Genomic DNA, 18,956 nt, shown 5'->3' with positions numbered 1-18,956 from the left:
ACTAAAACGGGTCTATTTACAAATAGAAGCTGTAGCAAAACGACACACCATACTTTTGCCTCCAGAATTCGTAAAAAAACTTCACAGATTGAAGTGAAGCTGACTGTGTGGACAATGAGCGGAAAGCCAAATGGTCAATATGGTACCTAAGGGGATACAGCAACGGCAGAGAGGTTTCCAAGTCCATCAGGATCCATCGCCTTTTACGGCCTGAGATAACCAACTGCTTTAGTGAATACACAATATTTACCTCAAAATTATCATGGATATGAAGAGAATGTACTCTGTACCTAATGCAAGAAACGAGAGGGAGATCAGAAATCCTAACGTATTGATTTATCAGTTAGTGGGAGTGTCTTATGAACTTATTTACCACAGTAGGTGATTTAACATAATATACATTATGCGCACCAACATAAACAAAGGGAAAATCCAGTCTTTAGCGGTCATGATTGTCCTGCTCATTAGCCACGATCAAACCCCACATCTCACTTAATTCCGTATTCTCGGCTTAACCGACCGTGCAACCTCAACACATTGGTTTCAATTGCCGTCACCACATTCTCCGGAAAATCTGCCGGTAATGAAGCCTTCACGTTATCCAGTGCTGCGGGAATCATTCTGGCAAAGTCACTCAGGATTTCATGCATCTGCACTTCCGGGAATTTCAGCGCCTTTGCTGTCGCCAAAAAATGTCGCGGATAAATTTTATCGATTGCCGTTTTTCTGCCTTTGGATGCGTTAAGCCCCATTGCCAGTTTGAGATCGCTGATGTGTATTCCCGCGCCACCCAATACCGGAAATGCTGAAATGATGTCGTAAAATGGCGTGAGTCGATAACTACCACCGGCCTGGATAAAAACCGAAAAATTTTTCGCATGGCCGTCCGTCGCGCCAATCAACCACTGGAATACCTGGAATTTCATAAAATCATAACGATCGCGAAGCGCCTCGCTGGACCCTATTAAAAACGCCATGATCCGCGCGATGCCTGGGCCTCCGTCAGATTCATATTTCACCGATGAAGGTAAACCGAATGTCTGACACATATCCTCCTGTGGCAAGCGAAGTAAAACCGTTCGTTCAGTATTCCAGCGCCTGTCAAAGCGTTCGACCGCTAACGCGCGCACTCTACCCGCTTTTATGATTTCTGCGTCCGGAACATTCAACCCGAGTTCTTTCGCCAGCAGCAGACAGTAATATTCATTATCCACGCTTTGACTGAGATCGAGCGTCGCGTTGGGCTGCCTGATTTCACCAATCGGTAATTTAATGATATGCGTCGTCGGCGTTATTCCTTTCGGAATGCACCAGTCATTGCCCATTCTGAGCAGCGCGGTCTTCTCCTGCGCGCCAGCAACCGAGATGCGAAAGTCATTTTCTTCTCTAATCATGCCTAGCGGAATATCTGCTTTATAAGCCGTTAATACTTCTTCAAGTCTGGCGTCAGTAAGCTTTTCCCATGCCATTATCGGGTGCGTTACGGTTTCATCTTCTGGTAATAACGTCACGGCGCCAACGCTGTCCCGCCCTATTTCTGACAATAAATCAAACGGTTGTCTGGATTTAGCATGATAACGTTTAACGATCCGGTCGCGTACAACCGGGCTATCGGGTAACAGGTTATCGAAGAAGTTAAACACGGCATCAGAGGTGATATTCCCCCTCTGCAATGGCATCGATAGCGACAACGGCCTGGCATAACGGTTGGCTAACCACTCCGGCGCATACCTAAAAGTGTGCGCGCCATTGGCCAACTTCGTTAACTCGCCTACCCGCTGGTTGTTCATCCAAGTGACAAGTTTAGGCATTACCACTCCAGATCTTGCTGTTCTGTTGATTCTGGCGCAGCGTTTTTCGTGTCGCATAGCGTCATTGAGAGTTCAAGTGACTGTAATATCTTAAAAAATGTCGTCAGCGTGGTGTTATCGGGATTATTCTCGAAATTCGAAATCGTCGCCTGCTTAATGCCGATTTTTTTCGCCAGCTCGCTCTGCGTCCAGCCATTTTGCTGACGAACCAGTTTCATTGCATTCGCTAATTGCGTTGGGCTATAGATCATCGGAAAGCTTATCATGCCATACGTCCACAGAAAGTTTATCCGCTTAAGGGGATATTGTCCGTTTTATCCCTTAGTGAGGATAAAGTCAATCTGTAAACGCATTTTATCCGCTATACGGGATAAATGCTGCGATATCCGCGATCGCGGATAAAAGGGAGAATTTAAAAAACGGCGCTGATGCGCCGGTTGAAAAGAAATAGGAATACCGATGCTCAAAAATTAACAGCCACGGTTATCAGGATGTGGCTGTCAATAAAACTATAACCCAGGCGCTTTCCATAACGATGTCGTCAGTCCGTGATCAACCAGCCCCAGTTGATCCTGATATACAGCCTGCCACTTATCGCGTGAATCTTGATAAAGTTCATGCTTTTCCGGGTCTGGTGTATGCGTTCGTTCCCAGCGTACAAGACGTTCTCCAGTTTCTGCCATTGATGAATAAATCCCGGCACCGACGCCAGCGGCAATAGCACATCCTAATGCGGTGGCTTCTTTGACCACCGGAATATTAACGGGTAATCCCGCGACATCAGCGAGAATTTGACTCCATAATTTCCCTTTTGAACCTCCGCCTGCAAAGACTAACGATGTGGGATGAATATTAGAAAAATCAGCAATTTGCTGCAAGTTACACGCTGATACAATCGCCGCATTTTCTTCCAGCGCACGGAACAATGTCGCTTTGTTACATTTATCCGGGTCAATGGACAAGTTAATAAAGGAAGGCGCAGCGTGATACCAGGTTTTAAAGCGCATTCTGTCGGAGAATATCGGCATCACGCCCCACGACCCAGGCGGCACCCGACTGGCCATCTCTTCCAGCAGCGTATAGGTGTCGATACCTAAACGTTCGGCAATCAGTTTTTCTTCGGCACAAAAGGCATCGCGGAACCAGCGCATGGTGAGTCCGGTAAAAAAGCTAATAGATTCAGCTTGTACCATGCCAGGAACAACATGGGGATTAACGCGCACGTTCATTTCTGGATCGGTCACTGGTGCAGCTAAGTTCACTACTTGCTGCCAGAATGTGCCGCCAAGAACAGCGGTTTGTGCCGGACGCACAACGCCTAATCCAAGGCAACCGAGTTGCACGTCCCCTCCTCCCACGACCACCGGAGTGCCAGCCTTCAGGCCGCAAAGTTCCGCAGCTTGTGAACTTACCACGCCCAGCAATGTGCCGGTTTCTTTGACAGGAGAAAGAATGTCAGCCCGCAGTCCGGCCATATCCAGCAATGCAGGTTTCCAGTCACGGGTGGTTAGATCAAGAAGTCCCGTGGTGCCTGCGTTAGACGGATCGACCGCCAGCTCCCCACTTAACATATAGGCCAGCCAGTCGCTGATCATGGTGATGGTCGACGCTTGTCGGTAGATATCAGAACGATGGTGCGCCAGCCAAAGTAATCTGGGAATGGCGCTTAAAGCCAACGTTTGTCCGGTCGCGCGATACACTTCGTTTTCAAAGGTATTGTTATGCAGTTCTTTTAGTTCGCTGACTTCCCGCGCCGCTCTGGCATCTACATTGGCGCAGGCCCAGATCGGTGTTCCTTCATTGTTATATAAAACAATGCCTTCGCGCATCGAACATGCCGAAACGGCAGCAATATATTCCGGCGCGATACCAGAATTATGTAACGCCTGGCGCATACATTCGCACGCCAGTTGCCAGTTCTTATTCAGATCAAATTCCATTGAACCGGGAACGTCAGGTACTGCCAGATGCCGCCACTCCGCCTGTCCTACCGCGATTTGATTGCCTTCCAGGTCGAAAATCACAGCCCGAATACTTCCGGTGCCTGCGTCCAGCGCCATCAGGTAATGCTTTGATTCTGAAGGGGTAAAGAGTCGAGCCATTAGATTGTCCTCGGCTTAAGCGTTCTGTCTGTTCCTCTATACGTTCTCCATCGTTCCCGGTAATAAGGTGATGCTAAATTAACCACGTAAAATCGCAGCGGCAGTATCCTGGTCGGTAACCAGCGCGTTGATGTAGCCGCCTTTCATCGCAGCGGCGATCGCTTCGGCTTTATTTTCGCCCCCTGCGACACCTACTCTAATTGGAATGGTTGTCATCGCGGTTAAAGGTAAGCCAATCAGTTCGTTATGTATTTTGATATCCGTGACAACGTCACCTTTAGCGTCAAAAAAGTAACCTAAAATATCGCCAATGGCCCCTTTTCGACCAATCATTAACTGTTCGCCCTGGCTGATATAACCGGAGCGAATAATCGTCGCATCCTCTTTTTGATTCACGGCGCCAATGCCGACAATTGCCACATCCGCAGCTTGTGCGGCTAACAGGACATCTTTGACGCAGTTTTCATTTTTCAGCGTTCGGGCAATTTCAGCCGAAGATGCCCGTAATGGCGCCGGAATGATGTTGACGCTGCACGCTGCGTTAAGTTGCCCGATGCCTGTCATATAAGAGCCGACGCCACCGGAGAGCGTGACCAGGCGGATTTGCTGTGACGAAATAAAACCACTTAAGCGTTGCAGCGTGTTCATCGTTGCCTCGCCAAAGCCAATCGCCAGCATTTGCTGTGGCTGGAGCAATCCCATCAACATATGCGCTGCGCCGATTCCTAAGCGCCCGCCGACATCTGCATCTGCGAGTCCAGGGATCACCCGCACATGCTGTAATGAAAACTGGCGACGTAATTGCGTTTCATATTCCAGACAGCCTTCAAAGCGAGAATTAATCTGCACGCGAATAATGCCGGACTGATGCCCTTTCTCCAGTAACCGCGACACTTTCAAACGCGTTAGCCCTAGGCGATCGCTAATCTCGCTCTGGGTCAGCCCGTCGTGATAGTAAAACCACGCGATCCGCGCGACCTGTTCTTCTTCGCACATTCCCTGTTCTGAAATTACCGAATCGTTGATTGTCATAATTCATTCTTCACTTTGAACATATTTAAATCTTTAATGCAATTGTTCAGTTATTGCGCGCTTATATCTGTGATAGCCACCACAGTTTGGTCAAACAGCAATGAACAAACGCAACCATAAAAATCAAAATAGCATAAATTGTGATCTATTCGTCGGAAATATGTGCAATGCCCACCTAAGGTTATGAACAAATTAAAAGTAGAAACACATTTGTTCAAAACTCACCTGCAAAACTGAATGGGGGAAATATGCAAACGAGTGATACCCGCGCGTTACCGCTACTTTGCGCCCGCTCGGTTTATAAACAGTATTCAGGGGTTAATGTCCTGAAAGGCATCGATTTTACGTTGCATCAAGGTGAAGTCCACGCCCTGCTCGGCGGTAACGGCGCGGGTAAATCGACGCTAATGAAAATCATCGCCGGTATTACCCCCGCTGATAGCGGCACGCTGGAGGTTGGTGGCAACAACTACACCAGATTAACGCCAGTTCATGCTCATCAGTTGGGTATTTATCTCGTTCCCCAGGAACCGCTGCTTTTCCCAAGCCTGTCGATAAAAGAAAACATCCTGTTTGGGCTGGCAAAAAAACAGCTCTCCATGCAAAAGATGAAGAACTTGCTGGCGGCTCTGGGCTGCCAGTTTGATCTCCATAGTCTGGCGGGCTCACTGGATGTTGCCGACCGCCAAATGGTGGAAATCCTGCGCGGTCTGATGCGCGATTCGCAAATTCTTATTCTCGATGAACCTACAGCGTCGCTTACCCCTGCGGAAACCGAACGCTTGTTTGGCCGTTTGCAGGAACTACTCGCCACTGGCGTGGGTATTGTTTTTATCTCACATAAGCTGCCGGAAATTCGCCAGATTGCCGATCGTATTAGCGTGATGCGCGACGGAACTATTGCGTTAAGTGGCAAAACCAGCGAGCTGTCTACCGACGACATCATTCAGGCCATTACGCCAGCAACGCGGGAAAAATCTCTCTCAGCCAGTCAAAAGTTATGGCTGGAATTGCCCGGTAATCGCCCACAACATGCAGCCGGAACATCGGTACTGGCGCTGGAAAATCTGACTGGCGAAGGTTTTATGAATGTCAGTTTTACGCTGAATGCCGGAGAAATTCTTGGCCTGGCTGGGCTAGTGGGGGCCGGGCGCACTGAACTGGCAGAAACGTTATATGGTCTGCGGCCTTTGCGTGGCGGGTGCATCATGTTGAATGGTAAAGAGATCAATAAATTATCTACCGGAGAACGTTTGCATCGCGGTCTGGTTTATCTACCAGAAGATCGCCAGTCCTCAGGATTGAATCTCGATGCTTCGCTGGCGTGGAACGTTTGCGCCCTCACCCATAATCAACGCGGATTCTGGGCAAAAACCGCGAAAGATAACGCCACACTGGAACGATATCGTCGCGCGCTGAATATTAAATTTAACGAATCGGAACAAGCTGCACGAACTTTATCCGGTGGCAACCAGCAAAAAATCCTGATTGCCAAATGTCTGGAAGCTTCGCCGCAAGTATTGATTGTTGATGAGCCGACGCGCGGCGTGGATGTCTCGGCGCGTAATGATATCTACCAGCTGTTGCGCAGCATCGCCGCACAAAATGTGGCCGTGCTGCTTATCTCCTCCGATCTGGAAGAGATCGAACTGATGGCTGACCGCGTGTATGTGATGCATCAGGGTGAAATTACCCACTCGGCACTGACCGGGCGCGATATTAATGTCGACACCATTATGCGCGTTGCCTTCGGCGATAGTCAGTGTCAGGAGGCGTCATGCTGAAGTTTATTCAGAACAACCGTGAAATCACGGCACTGCTGGCGGTGGTGCTGCTGTTTGTATTACCCGGTTTTCTCGACCGTCAGTATTTAAGTCTGCAAACGCTGACCATGGTTTATAGCAGCGCACAAATCCTGATCCTGCTGGCGATGGGCGCGACGCTGGTGATGCTGACGCGCAATATTGATGTTTCGGTAGGCTCAATTACGGGTATGTGCGCGGTGCTATTGGGGATATTACTGAATGCGGGGTATTCACTGCCTGTGGCTTGTGTCGCGACGTTACTGCTCGGCTTGCTCGCGGGATTTTTCAACGGTGTCCTGGTCGCGTGGCTAAAGATCCCTGCCATTGTCGCTACGCTCGGTACATTAGGGTTGTACAGGGGCATCATGTTGCTGTGGACTGGCGGTAAATGGATTGAGGGATTACCCGCTGAACTGAAACAACTCTCCGCCCCGCTACTGTTTGGCGTTTCCGCGATTGGTTGGTTGACGATAATTCTGGTGGCATTTATGGCCTGGCTGCTGGCGAAGACGGCGTTTGGACGCAGTTTTTATGCCACGGGCGATAATTTACAGGGCGCTCGTCAATTGGGCGTTCGTACAGAAGCCATTCGGATTGTGGCATTTTCGTTGAACGGCTGCATGGCGGCACTGGCGGGGATTGTGTTTGCTTCGCAGATTGGGTTTATCCCTAATCAGACCGGCACCGGGCTGGAAATGAAAGCTATCGCTGCCTGCGTGCTGGGCGGCATTAGTTTGCTCGGCGGTTCCGGCGCGATTATCGGAGCGGTGCTCGGCGCCTGGTTCCTGACGCAGATCGATAGCGTACTGGTGCTGTTGCGCATTCCGGCATGGTGGAATGATTTTATCGCGGGCCTGGTTCTGCTGGCGGTGCTGGTGTTTGATGGACGCCTGCGTTGCGCGCTGGAACGTAATCTGCGGCGGCAAAAATATGCCCGCTTTATGACGCAACCGCCATCCGTTAAACCCGCTTCGTCAGGTAAAAAACGGGAGGCCGCGTAATGCGTATTCGCTACGGTTGGGAACTGGCCCTTGCCGCACTGCTCGTTATTGAGATCGTCGCATTTGGTGCAATTAACCCACGGATGTTAGATCTCAATATGTTGCTGTTCAGCACCAGTGACTTTATCTGCATTGGCATTGTCGCCCTACCGCTGACGATGGTGATTGTCAGTGGCGGGATCGATATTTCGTTTGGTTCGACCATCGGCTTGTGCGCCATTGCATTAGGCGTACTGTTTCAAAGTGGTGTGCCGATGCCGCTGGCGATTCTTCTGACTTTACTGCTCGGCGCATTGTGCGGGCTGATTAACGCCGGATTAATTATCTATACCAAAGTTAACCCGCTGGTGATTACGCTTGGCACTCTGTATCTGTTTGCCGGAAGCGCTCTGCTGCTTTCCGGGATGGCCGGAGCGACGGGGTATGAAGGTATTGGTGGATTCCCGATGGCGTTTACAGATTTCGCTAACCTGGATGTGCTGGGACTCCCCGTTCCGCTGATTATCTTCCTGATATGTCTCCTCGTTTTCTGGCTGTGGCTGCATAAAACTCATGCCGGACGTAACGTGTTTTTGATTGGGCAAAGCCCGCGTGTGGCGCTTTATAGCGCGATTCCAGTTAACCGCACCTTATGTGCGCTCTATGCCATGACGGGGCTGGCGTCTGCGGTCGCCGCTGTGCTGCTGGTATCGTATTTTGGTTCAGCACGTTCCGATCTCGGTGCGTCGTTTCTGATGCCCGCCATCACCGCCGTGGTGCTTGGCGGTGCCAATATTTATGGTGGTTCCGGTTCCATTATCGGCACCGCCATTGCGGTTTTATTAGTGGGATATTTGCAACAAGGTTTGCAAATGGCAGGAGTGCCAAATCAGGTGTCCAGCGCCCTTTCCGGTGCGCTACTTATCGTCGTTGTCGTAGGTCGTTCCGTTAGCCTGCATCGCCAGCAAATTAAAGAGTGGCTGGCGCGTCGGGCCAATAACCCATTGCCATAAAGGATATCTTCATGACACTTCATCGCTTTAAGAAAATCGCCTTACTTAGCGCCCTTGGCATTGCCGCAATCTCTATGAATGTGCAGGCCGCAGAGCGTATTGCATTTATTCCCAAACTGGTTGGCGTGGGATTTTTTACCAGCGGTGGCAACGGCGCACAACAAGCGGGTAAAGAGCTGGGCGTTGATGTGACCTACGATGGGCCGACAGAACCCAGTGTTTCTGGTCAGGTACAGTTGATTAATAATTTCGTCAATCAGGGATATAACGCCATTATCGTTTCTGCGGTTTCGCCAGATGGTTTATGCCCGGCACTGAAACGCGCCATGCAACGTGGGGTGAAAGTACTTACCTGGGATTCTGACACCAAACCGGAGTGCCGTTCTTACTACATTAACCAGGGAACGCCCGCCCAGTTGGGAGGTATGTTGGTGGATATGGCGGCGCGCCAGGTGAATAAAGACAAAGCCAAAGTCGCGTTTTTCTATTCCAGCCCCACCGTTACGGACCAAAACCAGTGGGTGAAAGAAGCGAAAGCGAAAATCGCCAAAGAGCATCCAGGCTGGGAAATTGTCACTACGCAGTTTGGCTATAACGATGCCACTAAATCGTTACAAACCGCAGAAGGCATATTAAAAGCGTATAGCGATCTCGATGTCATTATCGCCCCCGACGCCAACGCCCTGCCCGCCGCCGCGCAAGCCGCTGAAAACCTCAAAAATGACAAAGTTGCGATTGTGGGATTCAGTACGCCAAACGTGATGCGTCCGTATGTAGAGCGCGGCACGGTGAAAGAATTTGGCCTGTGGGATGTGGTTCAGCAAGGCAAAATTTCAGTTTATGTCGCGGATGCATTATTGAAAAAAGGTGCAATGAAAACGGGCGACAAGCTGGATATCGAGGGCGTAGGTCAGGTGGAAGTCTCGCCAAACAGCGTTCAGGGCTATGACTACGAAGCGGACGGTAATGGCATCGTACTGTTACCAGAGCGCGTGGTTTTCAATAAAGAAAATATCGGCAAATACGATTTCTGATGTGCATTACTTAACCGGAGTAAGTTATGGCAGATTTAGACGATATTAAAGATGGTAAAGATTTTCGCACCGATCAACCGCAACACAATATCCCTTTTACCCTGAAAGGTTGCGGTGCGCTGGATTGGGGAATGCAGTCTCGTTTATCGCGGATATTTAATCCGAAAACGGGTAAAACCGTGATGCTGGCCTTTGACCATGGTTATTTTCAGGGGCCGACTACCGGACTTGAACGCATCGATATAAATATCGCCCCACTGTTTGAACATGCCGATGTATTAATGTGTACGCGCGGTATTTTGCGCAGCGTAGTGCCCCCGGCGACCAATAAACCAGTGGTACTGCGGGCGTCAGGTGCGAACTCTATTCTGGCGGAATTAAGTAATGAAGCAGTAGCGTTATCGATGGATGACGCTGTGCGCCTGAACAGTTGCGCAGTGGCGGCGCAGGTTTATATCGGCAGCGAATATGAACATCAGTCGATCAAAAATATTATTCAGTTAGTCGATGCTGGAATGAAAGTGGGAATGCCGACCATGGCAGTCACTGGCGTGGGCAAAGATATGGTGCGCGATCAGCGTTATTTCTCGCTCGCGACTCGAATCGCCGCTGAAATGGGGGCGCAAATTATCAAAACCTATTATGTCGATAAAGGTTTTGAACGGATTGTTGCCGGATGTCCGGTACCCATTGTTATTGCTGGCGGTAAAAAATTACCAGAGCGCGAGGCGCTGGAAATGTGCTGGCAGGCTATCGATCAGGGCGCATCTGGTGTGGATATGGGGCGAAATATTTTCCAGTCTGACCATCCGGTGGCGATGATGAAAGCCGTACAGGCGGTGGTACACCATAACGAAACGGCTGATCGGGCATATGAATTCTATCTGAGTGAAAAACAGTAACTGCGGATTAAGGAGAAGAAACATGCACGTCACACTGGTTGAAATTAACGTTCATGAAGACAAGGTTGACGAGTTTATCGAAGTTTTTCGCCAGAACCACCTGGGCTCGGTACAGGAAGAAGGCAATTTGCGCTTCGATGTCTTACAGGACCCGGAAGTGAATTCGCGCTTTTATATTTACGAAGCCTATAAAGATGAAGACGCAGTGGCGTTCCATAAAACCACGCCCCACTACAAAACCTGTGTCGCGAAACTGGAAGCGCTAATGACCGGGCCGCGTAAAAAACGTGTGTTCAATGGGTTGATGCCGTGAGGCGAATTCATCAGTTTTATCTACAATTGGGGTAACGCGCTGACGGGAGTAAAAAAATGTCTGACTGGAACCCCTCTTTATATCTGCACTTTGCCGCTGAACGATCGCGTCCGGCGGTGGAGTTGCTTGCCAGAGTGCCGCTGGAAAATGTCGAATATGTTGCCGATCTTGGCTGTGGCCCAGGTAACAGCACCGCCTTTCTACACCAACGTTGGCCTGCGGCGAAGATAACTGGCATCGACTCGTCTCCGGCGATGATTGCCGAAGCGCGCAGTGCTTTGCCGGACTGCCAGTTTGTGGAAGCAGATATCCGCAACTGGCAACCGGAACAGGCACTCGATCTGATTTTTGCTAATGCCTCGCTGCAATGGCTGCCCGACCACTACGAATTGTTCCCTCATTTGGTTTCGTTACTTAATCTTCATGGTGTGTTGGCAGTACAGATGCCAGATAACTGGCTGGAGCCGACCCATGTGCTGATGCGCGAAGTCGCCTGGGAACAAAATTATCCAGATCGCGGGCGTGAGCCGCTGGCTGGCGTTCATGCTTATTACGATATTTTGAGCGAAGCCGGATGCGAGATTGATATCTGGCGAACCACTTACTATCACCAGATGCCGTCGCACCAGGCGATTATCGATTGGGTGACCGCCACTGGATTACGTCCGTGGTTACAGGATCTGACCGAGAGCGAACAGCAGCATTTTCTTACGCGCTACCATCAGATGCTGGAAGAGCAGTATCCACTGCAAGAGAACGGACAGATACTGCTGGCATTTCCGCGTCTGTTTATTATTGCCCGACGTACGGAGTAATTATCACGTCAGCTGGTAATGGCGATCGGGAAGAATTTTCGCTGGAATTTCTGCTTCATCGTTCATCTGTAACAGGTCAATTTCAATAGCGTTGCAGATGGCATCCAGCGGTAAATCATTGTTTTCAGTACCGAACGGATCTTCAAGTTCTTCAGCCAGACAATCCAGCGAAATAAAAGTGTAGGAAATCAGCACAGAGATAAAAGGCGTCATGTAATGCAGATCCACGACCAGTGCAAACGGCAGCATGATACAAAACAGATAAACGGTACGATGCAAAATCAGGGTGTAGGCAAAGGGAATTGGCGTATAGGCAATGCGCTCGCAGCCTGCCAGAACCGCTGAAATATCATTAAGCCGATCGTTGAGGCTAATAAACAGGATATCTGAAAGTTGTCCATTGCGTCGCTGAACCGCCAACCACTCCCCCATTATTAACAAAATACGGTTAGCCGGAGTGTTTGAAGCCAGTACACGCTGAAGATCTTCAGTCTTGAGATAATGTGCCAGCACTTCCGCCTGTGGTTGTTTGCGTAACGTCATGCGTAAACAGTGGGCGAAGGCGATTTGCAGTCGGGCAAACTCCCTTACCCTTGCCGAATCCGGCAATGTCGTTTTTACCTCACGCAATAATGACCGCGAAGCAATCATCAACTGCCCCCAAAGTTTGCGCGCTTCAACGTAACGGGCGTAACCAGCGTTATTACGAAACCCCAGAAAGATGGCGATGGCGACACCAAGAATGCTGAACGGTGCGAGGGTGAATTTGATGCCCAGATGAGTGTACCAGGGCAGCATGAAAATAACAGCGATAGAAAAGAGAAAATTGAGTAGTAAGCGCGAGGATATCTTGGATAATACTGAACCGTGCCAGACAAAAATACGGCGCAGCCAGTGTTGTTGTGGACGAACAATCATGGTTATCTTCAGGCGTGGAAAAGTCGCCCTATTAAACGTGATTACGATCACATTCTCAAGACAGTACTTACAAATTACCTACAAGACTACAACATTTACAGGTGCTACATATGGCACCTGGTTATGATAATTAGCATATAGGATGTTGTAACTAAAATAGCTAAATAAGAAACCCGGTCGAAACCGGGTTCAGATAACGAAGCTATTTAGCACAACGGACGTACAGCTTCGCGCATCCCTTTTTCCAGAATGGAATCCAGGTCATTAGCAACCAGTTCGACCAGGCCAGGCACTTGCGTCAGGTCCTGTTCCCAGTGGTCTTTTTCTGCCAGCACAATAGCGACCAGCTCCTGGGTGTCGATGATACGGTCACGATGCTGGCTCCAGAGTTGCTGATAACGTTCCAGCCAGTGGGCATCATCCTGTACCGGATACGCTTCCCCGTTACGTTCTCCACGATAGAATGCAATCAATGCGGCTAACGCGAAGGTCAGTCGGGCCGGAAGTTTACCGTTCGCCTTCTGTCCTGCCAGCAACTGCGGCAGAATTCGGGTACGGAACTTGGTCATACCGTTGAGCGCGATGGAAAGCAGCTGATGCTTAATGTAAGGGTTACGGAAACGCCCGGTGACTGCACTGGCGAAAGATTCCAGTTCATCACGAGGCAAATCCAGTACTGGAATAATTTCTTCGTAGATGGCTTTCTCAACGAATGCGCAAATTTCAGCATCGTTCATCGCTTCGCCTACAGTATCCAGCCCTGCCTGGAACGCAACTGGCACCAACGCCGTATGCGCACCGTTCAGGATTGCAACCTTACGCTCTTTGTATGGTTTAATATCATCTACAATCAATACGTTGAGCGGATATTTGTCCAGACGTAGTTCTGAAGCTAAAGATTTCGGCCCCTGAATCACAAACAGGTAAAAGTGTTCAGCGGTATCGAGGAAACCATCGTGATACCCCAGCTCTTCTTCCAGTTTCGCCACTTCATCACGCGGATAACCGGTAACGATACGGTCCACCAGCGTTGAACAGAAGCTGTTAGCCTGATCCAGCCATTGAATAAATGCTTCTGGTAGCGCCCACTCCTGCGCGTAGCGCAGAACCAGTTCACGCAGCGCATCGCCGTTATAGTCGATCAGTTCACACGGGATGATGATCCAACCTTTATCCAGCGCACCGTTGAAATGGCTAAAACGTTCGAACAACAGGCGAGTCAGTTTTGCCGGATAGCTTACCGCTGGCGCGTCATCAAATTTGTCGCCTGCATGGTAGCTGATACCTGCTTCGGTGGTGTTAGAGAAAACAAAGCGCATTTCCGGGTTGTGCGCCAGTTTCAGGAATTCATCGTATTCACTGTAGACGCTGATTTCACGATTAACAGAACGAATCAGACGCGCATCGCTAACCGCTTCGCCCTTCTCATTCAAACCACGAATGATGGTGGTGTACAGACCATCCTGAGTGCTCAGTGACGGCGGGAATGAAGTTTCAATCGGACGAACTACGACCACACCAGAATTCAGATCGGTGTGCTCATTCAGGAGATCAATTTGCCAGTCGACAAAGGCACGCAGGAAGTTACCTTCACCAAACTGAATGATACGTTCTGGATACTGTGCACCGGGAAAATCGCGACGATTTAGTGTTTTCACAATGGGTTCCCTTTTGATTAGTCATACAACCTGTTTGAATTGGTACGACAGGTTAGCAAACTTTAATACGCTGAACCCCTGTTTTGATCAACTCGCGGCGAACAATTCACGTTTTTTGGCGAAAAATGTGCTGTTGGTCAAGATTCCGGAAAGTGAAAGCTTGTAATCATGATTCCCGGTAAAAATGGGAAATGACAAAATTGGTAGAACAAATCAGATGTTCACCGCCGAAAAATCACAACCTGTCAGACAACTTCCTCGCCATAATGCATAGTGCTGGTACGATTTCGCCCGTCTTTTTTCGAGCGATAAAGACAAGTATCGGCTTCTACCATCAGTTTGTTGAAATCATCGATTAACGTACGAAATGTTGCACTTCCACTTCCGACACCAATGCTAACCGTCAAATAAAGCGTTTTTTGTTGCCAGATAAACGGTTGCATTTCTACGCCTTTACGGATTTTTTCCGCCATCAGCAGACCATCCACAGGATTCACTGAAGGCACTGCAACAGCAAATTCTTCGCCGCCCATCCGTGCCACCAGCCCTTTATCACCAACTATCTTCTGTATATGCCGGGCAAACACGCTTAAAACTTTATCACCACATTCATGACCATAGTTGTCGTTTATGCTTTTGAAATAGTCGATATCAAGCAGCATCACCGTCAGATGTTGTGTCTGTTGTAGTGACGAATTTTTTAACGCCTCAAAAAGACCTGAGCGCGAGTAAACCTGGGTGAGAAAATCAAAATCGGCACGCAGAGAAACTTGCTTAACCAGCGAATTAATTGCCGCCACGCTAAAGGAAACCATGATTGGGCAAATTGCCATGGTAGCAATCCCCAGACGAGCGGAGAACATTTGTGGGATAGAGAACGGCGAACCGACGGCGATATCTATCACCGAATTTGCCACCAGCACGATTTCCACCGCTCCCGTCAAAAAAGTCAGCAAACACGTTACCTGCGGGGTATAGCGTACCGCACACCAGATCAATGCAGGCAATGGGAACGCCAGACTCCCCGCACCGCCAATCACTACCGAGGCAATGACAGATACAATGAGCGCAATAAACGGCATCATCTGTTCTGCTTTAAAGCGTGGCAACGCCCTGGGGATCGCCAGCGTCAACATACACGGAACAATTAACACGCCCGTCGAAAACTGTTCGCTAAACCAGTCAGCAAGTAAGGGCCAGAAATCCAGACTATCAATACTTACTGAACCAACCGCCCCGACAATTGCGCATAATAATGCGGCTATAAGGCAATAATTAAACAAGCGTAAGGCACTTACTGGCTCATACTTATTTTTCCCCAGTCGCTTATCCCTCACCACTAACCGAGCCACGGTCACAATAAACATCATATTGGACAAGTTGATGACCAGTGAAACTAAACCCCATTCGGTAGTCATCGCATCATAAGCCAGCATCGCCACGTAACTGATTGCATAGTAATGCAGTCGATTGAGCCAGACATACCGGGCAAAAACCCCTGCCATCACACCATTCAGCGGCCAGAAGAGAGAGAGTTCATGAACCAGACGTAACTCTGCACCAACAAAATAGAACAGCGTGGTTAGCGCAAAAATCGCGATGCTATTACGTAGCAAATGGCCTTCCAGGAACAAATGGAAAGTTGAGATGGGGTGTACACGCATTAATTATCTGTCCATACAATTGCAGGCTGCAATTATTTTAACGCAATAAGTAAATTCTCATAAAGGATAGCATGTTCACTGGCAGCGGTGACAAATAAAGATATTAATCCGATACGGCTTTGTCGAAATCTGACATTCTTATGGCTGATTCATCTGAATAACCAGCCAGTGGTAGATAACCATCACAATATAACGTTGTTGTTCCTCACTTAACGAAACACCCTGCGGAATGTTGTGCCACTTAGCCAGACAGCCGCGACAACATGTTGCTGTAGCATGCTGGGCAATAAACACCGGATGCCCGCGCATGGGAGTTTGCTTGCCATCGTTCGCCGGTAAGGCCGGGGCAAGACGTTTAGCGACAAAATCCGCCGCATGTTGTTCGATAACCGGCGCGCCCTTCTCCAGACAATACTGACGCTCCTTCACGCCTAAACGAAAGCGGGAGCGAAATTTTGAACGGGATAAACGCGCGAAGAGTGGATCAAGAGACTGCATTAGTAAACCGAGCGTCCTAATTGTTTCGTCAATTGTTCAAGTACTGCAATACCGGCAAGAGAGTTACCTGCGTCATCCAGTTCCGGACTCCAGACCGCAATGGCCATTTCATGTGGGACGATCGCCACAATACCGCCACCAACGCCAGATTTCGCCGGAAGTCCCACCCGCCAGGCAAACTCGCCCGCGTTCTGGTACATACCACTGGTTGCCATCAGCGCGTTAATTTGTCGCGCCTGCATTGGCGTCACCACGGGCTCATCGATATGAATAGCCTTCCCCTGATTTGCCAGAAAGACAAACGTTCGGGCCAGCTCAACGCAGCTCATTTTTAGTGCACAGTAGTGAAAGTAGTTTTGCAGTACTGTTGTCACATCATGATGGAAATTGCCAAACGACTTCATCAGCCAGGCTATCGCCGCATTTCTCGCAGAATGCTCGAACTCTGAACGCGCTACCACCGTATCGTAGGCAATATCAGACACACCGCTTAGTCCACGCACCACTTCCAGCATACGTTGCCGTGGGGCGCTTAATCGCCCTTGCAGCATGTCGCAGACCACCAGCGCACCGGCATTAATAAAAGGATTTCGTGGAATACCCTGCTCCATTTCAAGTTGCACCAGAGAATTGAATGGCGATCCCGACGGATCTTTGCCTACACGTTGCCAAATCTCTTCTTCGGAGTAATGACGCATTGCAACAACGAGGCTGAGCACTTTGGAAATAGACTGAATTGAAAAACGCTCTTGCGCGTCTCCGGCCTGAAAAAGCTGCCCGTCAATGGTACAGATAGCAATGCCCAGTCGGGAACCCTCTACCGTTGCCAGTGCCGGAATATAATCCGCGACTTTCCCCTGACCAATTAGCGGACGTACTTGCCGCAAAATGTTTTCTAAAATTGCATTATCCATGGCGACTGCCACTCTCTGCTCCTTGCTCGCAGGTCTGAAAAGACCTGCGAGTATAACAGAGCTAAATATGTGTCGTCAGATCCGGTCTTTCCATACTGTCTGGATATTACAGAACTCATGTAACCCAAAATGGGAAAGTTCACGACCAAAGCCGCTCTTCTTCACACCGCCAAACGCTACCCGTGCATCACTGGCGCTGAAACCATTGATAAACACCCCTCCACATTCCAGACGTGCTGCCATTTGTTTCGCCAGTGCTTCATTAGAGGTAATAATGGTTGCAGAAAGTCCAAACTCGCTGTCATTAGCCAGTTTAAGCGCATGTTCAGCATCTTTCGCAATGGTGATTGCCGCGACGGGTCCAAACAATTCTTCACGAAACGCGGTCATTTCTGGCGTGACGTCTGCCAGAACCGTTGCCGGATAGTAGTTTCCTGCGCCTGCTACCTTTTCCCCTCCGAGTAACAGACGGGCGCCCTGTGCCAGTGATTTTTCAACCTGATGATGTAGCTCATCACGCAAATCGAAACGCGCCATCGGTCCGAGGTCGTTTTCCTCATGACTCGGATCGCCCATTTTCAACGCCGATACCGCCGCCACAAAACGTTCGGTAAATGCAGAGGCAATCCCCTCTTCGATGATAAAGCGTTTTGCTGCTGCACAAACCTGCCCGGTATTCTGATAACGTCCGGCAACCGCGGCTTTCACGGCCAGGTCCAGATCGGCATCGTTAAGCACAATAAACGGGTCGGAACCGCCCAGTTCAAGCACACATTTTTTCAGCGCCGCCCCAGCCTGCGCGCCAATGGCTGCTCCGGCACGGACACTTCCGGTGACTGTAACCGCAGCAATGCGCGGGTCTTTAATCATCTGGCTTACACCGTCATTGTCGGCATTCAACCAGCCATATACGCCTTGTGGGATACCTGCATCGTTAAAGACCTGAGCAATTAACTGTGCACAGCCCATCACATTTGGCGCATGCTTAAGCAAATAACTGTTACCTGCCAGGATAATGGGAACAGCCCCTCGCATCACCTGCCATAACGGAAAGTTCCACGGCATAATCGCCAGGATCGTCCCCATAGGACGATATTCAATAACCGCTTGCTGATTTTCTACCTGCGTAGGTTCGCTCTTCAGCATTGCCGGGCCATGCTCTGCATACCAGTCGCACAAGTTAGCTGATTTCGCCACTTCGGCACGCGCCTGTTTGATCGGTTTCCCCATTTCTCGAGTGATCATTTGCGCCATCTCTTCGCTACGGGCGCGCAAAGCCTCACCGAGATCACGCAGTTTTTCTGCGCGATAATCTACGTTTGTTACGCGCCAGTCGCGAAAGCCTGCCGCCGCGAGCCGAAGTGCGTGTTCAATATCGTCAGCGCCAGCCCACGGCAGTGCAGAAAGTTGTTCGCCATTGGCTGGATTTATTGAAATAGCATGGGTAAGCGGAGTAATGGTCATCCGGGTATCTCCTTCGTGAGTTATGGTGTGAAG

At 49.6% G+C, this 18,956-nt stretch carries 17 protein-coding genes and 1 pseudogene; 7 read left to right on the top strand and 11 right to left on the bottom strand.

Annotation, left to right across the window (positions count from 1 at the left end):
• Nucleotides 1–22: 22 nt before the first annotated feature.
• From D9597_RS23610 to lsrR, 5 genes and pseudogenes are all read right to left on the bottom strand, one after another.
• Nucleotides 23–241 (bottom strand): annotated as a pseudogene (locus tag D9597_RS23610) (site-specific integrase); the annotation flags it as partial.
• Nucleotides 242–488: 247 nt separating this feature from the next.
• Complete coding sequence (hipA, locus tag D9597_RS22570; protein WP_130224830.1) at nt 489–1,811, bottom strand: type II toxin-antitoxin system serine/threonine protein kinase toxin HipA; 1,323 nt, start codon at nt 1,809–1,811, stop codon at nt 489–491.
• Complete coding sequence (gene hipB / locus D9597_RS22565) at nt 1,811–2,077, bottom strand: type II toxin-antitoxin system antitoxin HipB (protein WP_130219125.1); 267 nt, start codon at nt 2,075–2,077, stop codon at nt 1,811–1,813. The genes hipA and hipB overlap by 1 nt, the downstream gene beginning before the upstream one ends.
• A 243-nt stretch (nt 2,078–2,320) precedes the next feature.
• Nucleotides 2,321–3,913, bottom strand: a complete 1,593-nt coding sequence (gene lsrK / locus D9597_RS22560) for an autoinducer-2 kinase (RefSeq protein ID WP_130224828.1) — start codon at nt 3,911–3,913, stop codon at nt 2,321–2,323.
• Nucleotides 3,914–3,991: 78 nt separating this feature from the next.
• Nucleotides 3,992–4,945 (bottom strand): transcriptional regulator LsrR, encoded by a 954-nt coding sequence (gene lsrR, locus D9597_RS22555; RefSeq protein WP_130219121.1) that lies wholly within the window; start codon nt 4,943–4,945, stop codon nt 3,992–3,994.
• A gap of 248 nt (nt 4,946–5,193) precedes the next feature.
• Between lsrR and lsrA the strand changes: the two genes are divergently transcribed.
• The 7 genes from lsrA to tam are packed head-to-tail and all read left to right on the top strand — an operon-like array spanning nt 5,194 to nt 11,807.
• Nucleotides 5,194–6,729: an autoinducer 2 ABC transporter ATP-binding protein LsrA gene (gene lsrA / locus D9597_RS22550; protein ID WP_130224826.1), complete on the top strand. Its 1,536-nt coding sequence runs from the start codon at nt 5,194–5,196 to the stop codon at nt 6,727–6,729.
• On the top strand, nt 6,723–7,751 hold the full coding sequence (gene lsrC, locus D9597_RS22545) for an autoinducer 2 ABC transporter permease LsrC (protein ID WP_130224824.1): 1,029 nt from the start codon (nt 6,723–6,725) through the stop codon (nt 7,749–7,751). The genes lsrA and lsrC overlap by 7 nt, the downstream gene beginning before the upstream one ends.
• Entirely contained in the window at nt 7,751–8,743 is a 993-nt protein-coding gene (lsrD, locus tag D9597_RS22540; protein WP_001222721.1) for an autoinducer 2 ABC transporter permease LsrD, read from the top strand. Before lsrC ends, lsrD begins: the two co-directional genes overlap by 1 nt.
• A gap of 11 nt (nt 8,744–8,754) precedes the next feature.
• Nucleotides 8,755–9,777 carry an autoinducer 2 ABC transporter substrate-binding protein LsrB gene (gene lsrB / locus D9597_RS22535; RefSeq protein ID WP_130224822.1) on the top strand — a complete coding sequence of 341 codons (1,023 nt, stop codon included), beginning with the start codon at nt 8,755–8,757 and terminating at the stop codon, nt 9,775–9,777.
• A 26-nt stretch (nt 9,778–9,803) separates the two neighbouring features.
• On the top strand, nt 9,804–10,679 hold the full coding sequence (lsrF, locus tag D9597_RS22530; protein ID WP_130224820.1) for a 3-hydroxy-5-phosphonooxypentane-2,4-dione thiolase: 876 nt from the start codon (nt 9,804–9,806) through the stop codon (nt 10,677–10,679).
• 22 nt (nt 10,680–10,701) lie between these two features.
• Complete coding sequence (lsrG, locus tag D9597_RS22525; protein ID WP_130209237.1) at nt 10,702–10,992, top strand: (4S)-4-hydroxy-5-phosphonooxypentane-2,3-dione isomerase; 291 nt, start codon at nt 10,702–10,704, stop codon at nt 10,990–10,992.
• A gap of 56 nt (nt 10,993–11,048) precedes the next feature.
• Entirely contained in the window at nt 11,049–11,807 is a 759-nt protein-coding gene (gene tam / locus D9597_RS22520; protein WP_130224818.1) for a trans-aconitate 2-methyltransferase, read from the top strand.
• Between the two features lie 3 nt (nt 11,808–11,810).
• Here the strand turns inward: tam and D9597_RS22515 are convergent, their stop codons facing one another.
• From D9597_RS22515 to sad, 6 genes are all read right to left on the bottom strand, one after another.
• The gene (locus tag D9597_RS22515) at nt 11,811–12,725 is read right to left on the bottom strand and encodes a bestrophin family protein (protein WP_130224816.1); all 915 of its coding nucleotides are present in this window, start codon (nt 12,723–12,725) and stop codon (nt 11,811–11,813) included.
• A gap of 206 nt (nt 12,726–12,931) precedes the next feature.
• Nucleotides 12,932–14,383, bottom strand: coding sequence for a tagaturonate reductase (uxaB, locus tag D9597_RS22510; protein ID WP_130219107.1), 1,452 nt, complete (start codon nt 14,381–14,383; stop codon nt 12,932–12,934).
• 245 nt (nt 14,384–14,628) lie between these two features.
• Entirely contained in the window at nt 14,629–16,047 is a 1,419-nt protein-coding gene (locus tag D9597_RS22505; RefSeq protein ID WP_130224814.1) for a GGDEF domain-containing protein, read from the bottom strand.
• Nucleotides 16,048–16,185: 138 nt separating this feature from the next.
• Nucleotides 16,186–16,545, bottom strand: coding sequence for a DUF4186 domain-containing protein (locus D9597_RS22500; RefSeq protein ID WP_130224812.1), 360 nt, complete (start codon nt 16,543–16,545; stop codon nt 16,186–16,188).
• Complete coding sequence (glsB, locus tag D9597_RS22495; RefSeq protein ID WP_130224810.1) at nt 16,545–17,471, bottom strand: glutaminase B; 927 nt, start codon at nt 17,469–17,471, stop codon at nt 16,545–16,547. The genes D9597_RS22500 and glsB overlap by 1 nt, the downstream gene beginning before the upstream one ends.
• A 63-nt stretch (nt 17,472–17,534) precedes the next feature.
• Nucleotides 17,535–18,923, bottom strand: coding sequence for a succinate-semialdehyde dehydrogenase (sad, locus tag D9597_RS22490; protein ID WP_130224808.1), 1,389 nt, complete (start codon nt 18,921–18,923; stop codon nt 17,535–17,537).
• Nucleotides 18,924–18,956 lie beyond the last annotated feature (33 nt).

Source organism: Escherichia sp. E13S3, from assembly GCF_004212325.1.
GTDB lineage: Bacteria > Pseudomonadota > Gammaproteobacteria > Enterobacterales > Enterobacteriaceae > Escherichia.
The sequence above is the reverse complement of the archived record's forward strand: the minus strand, read 5'-3'. Positions and strand labels throughout refer to the sequence as shown.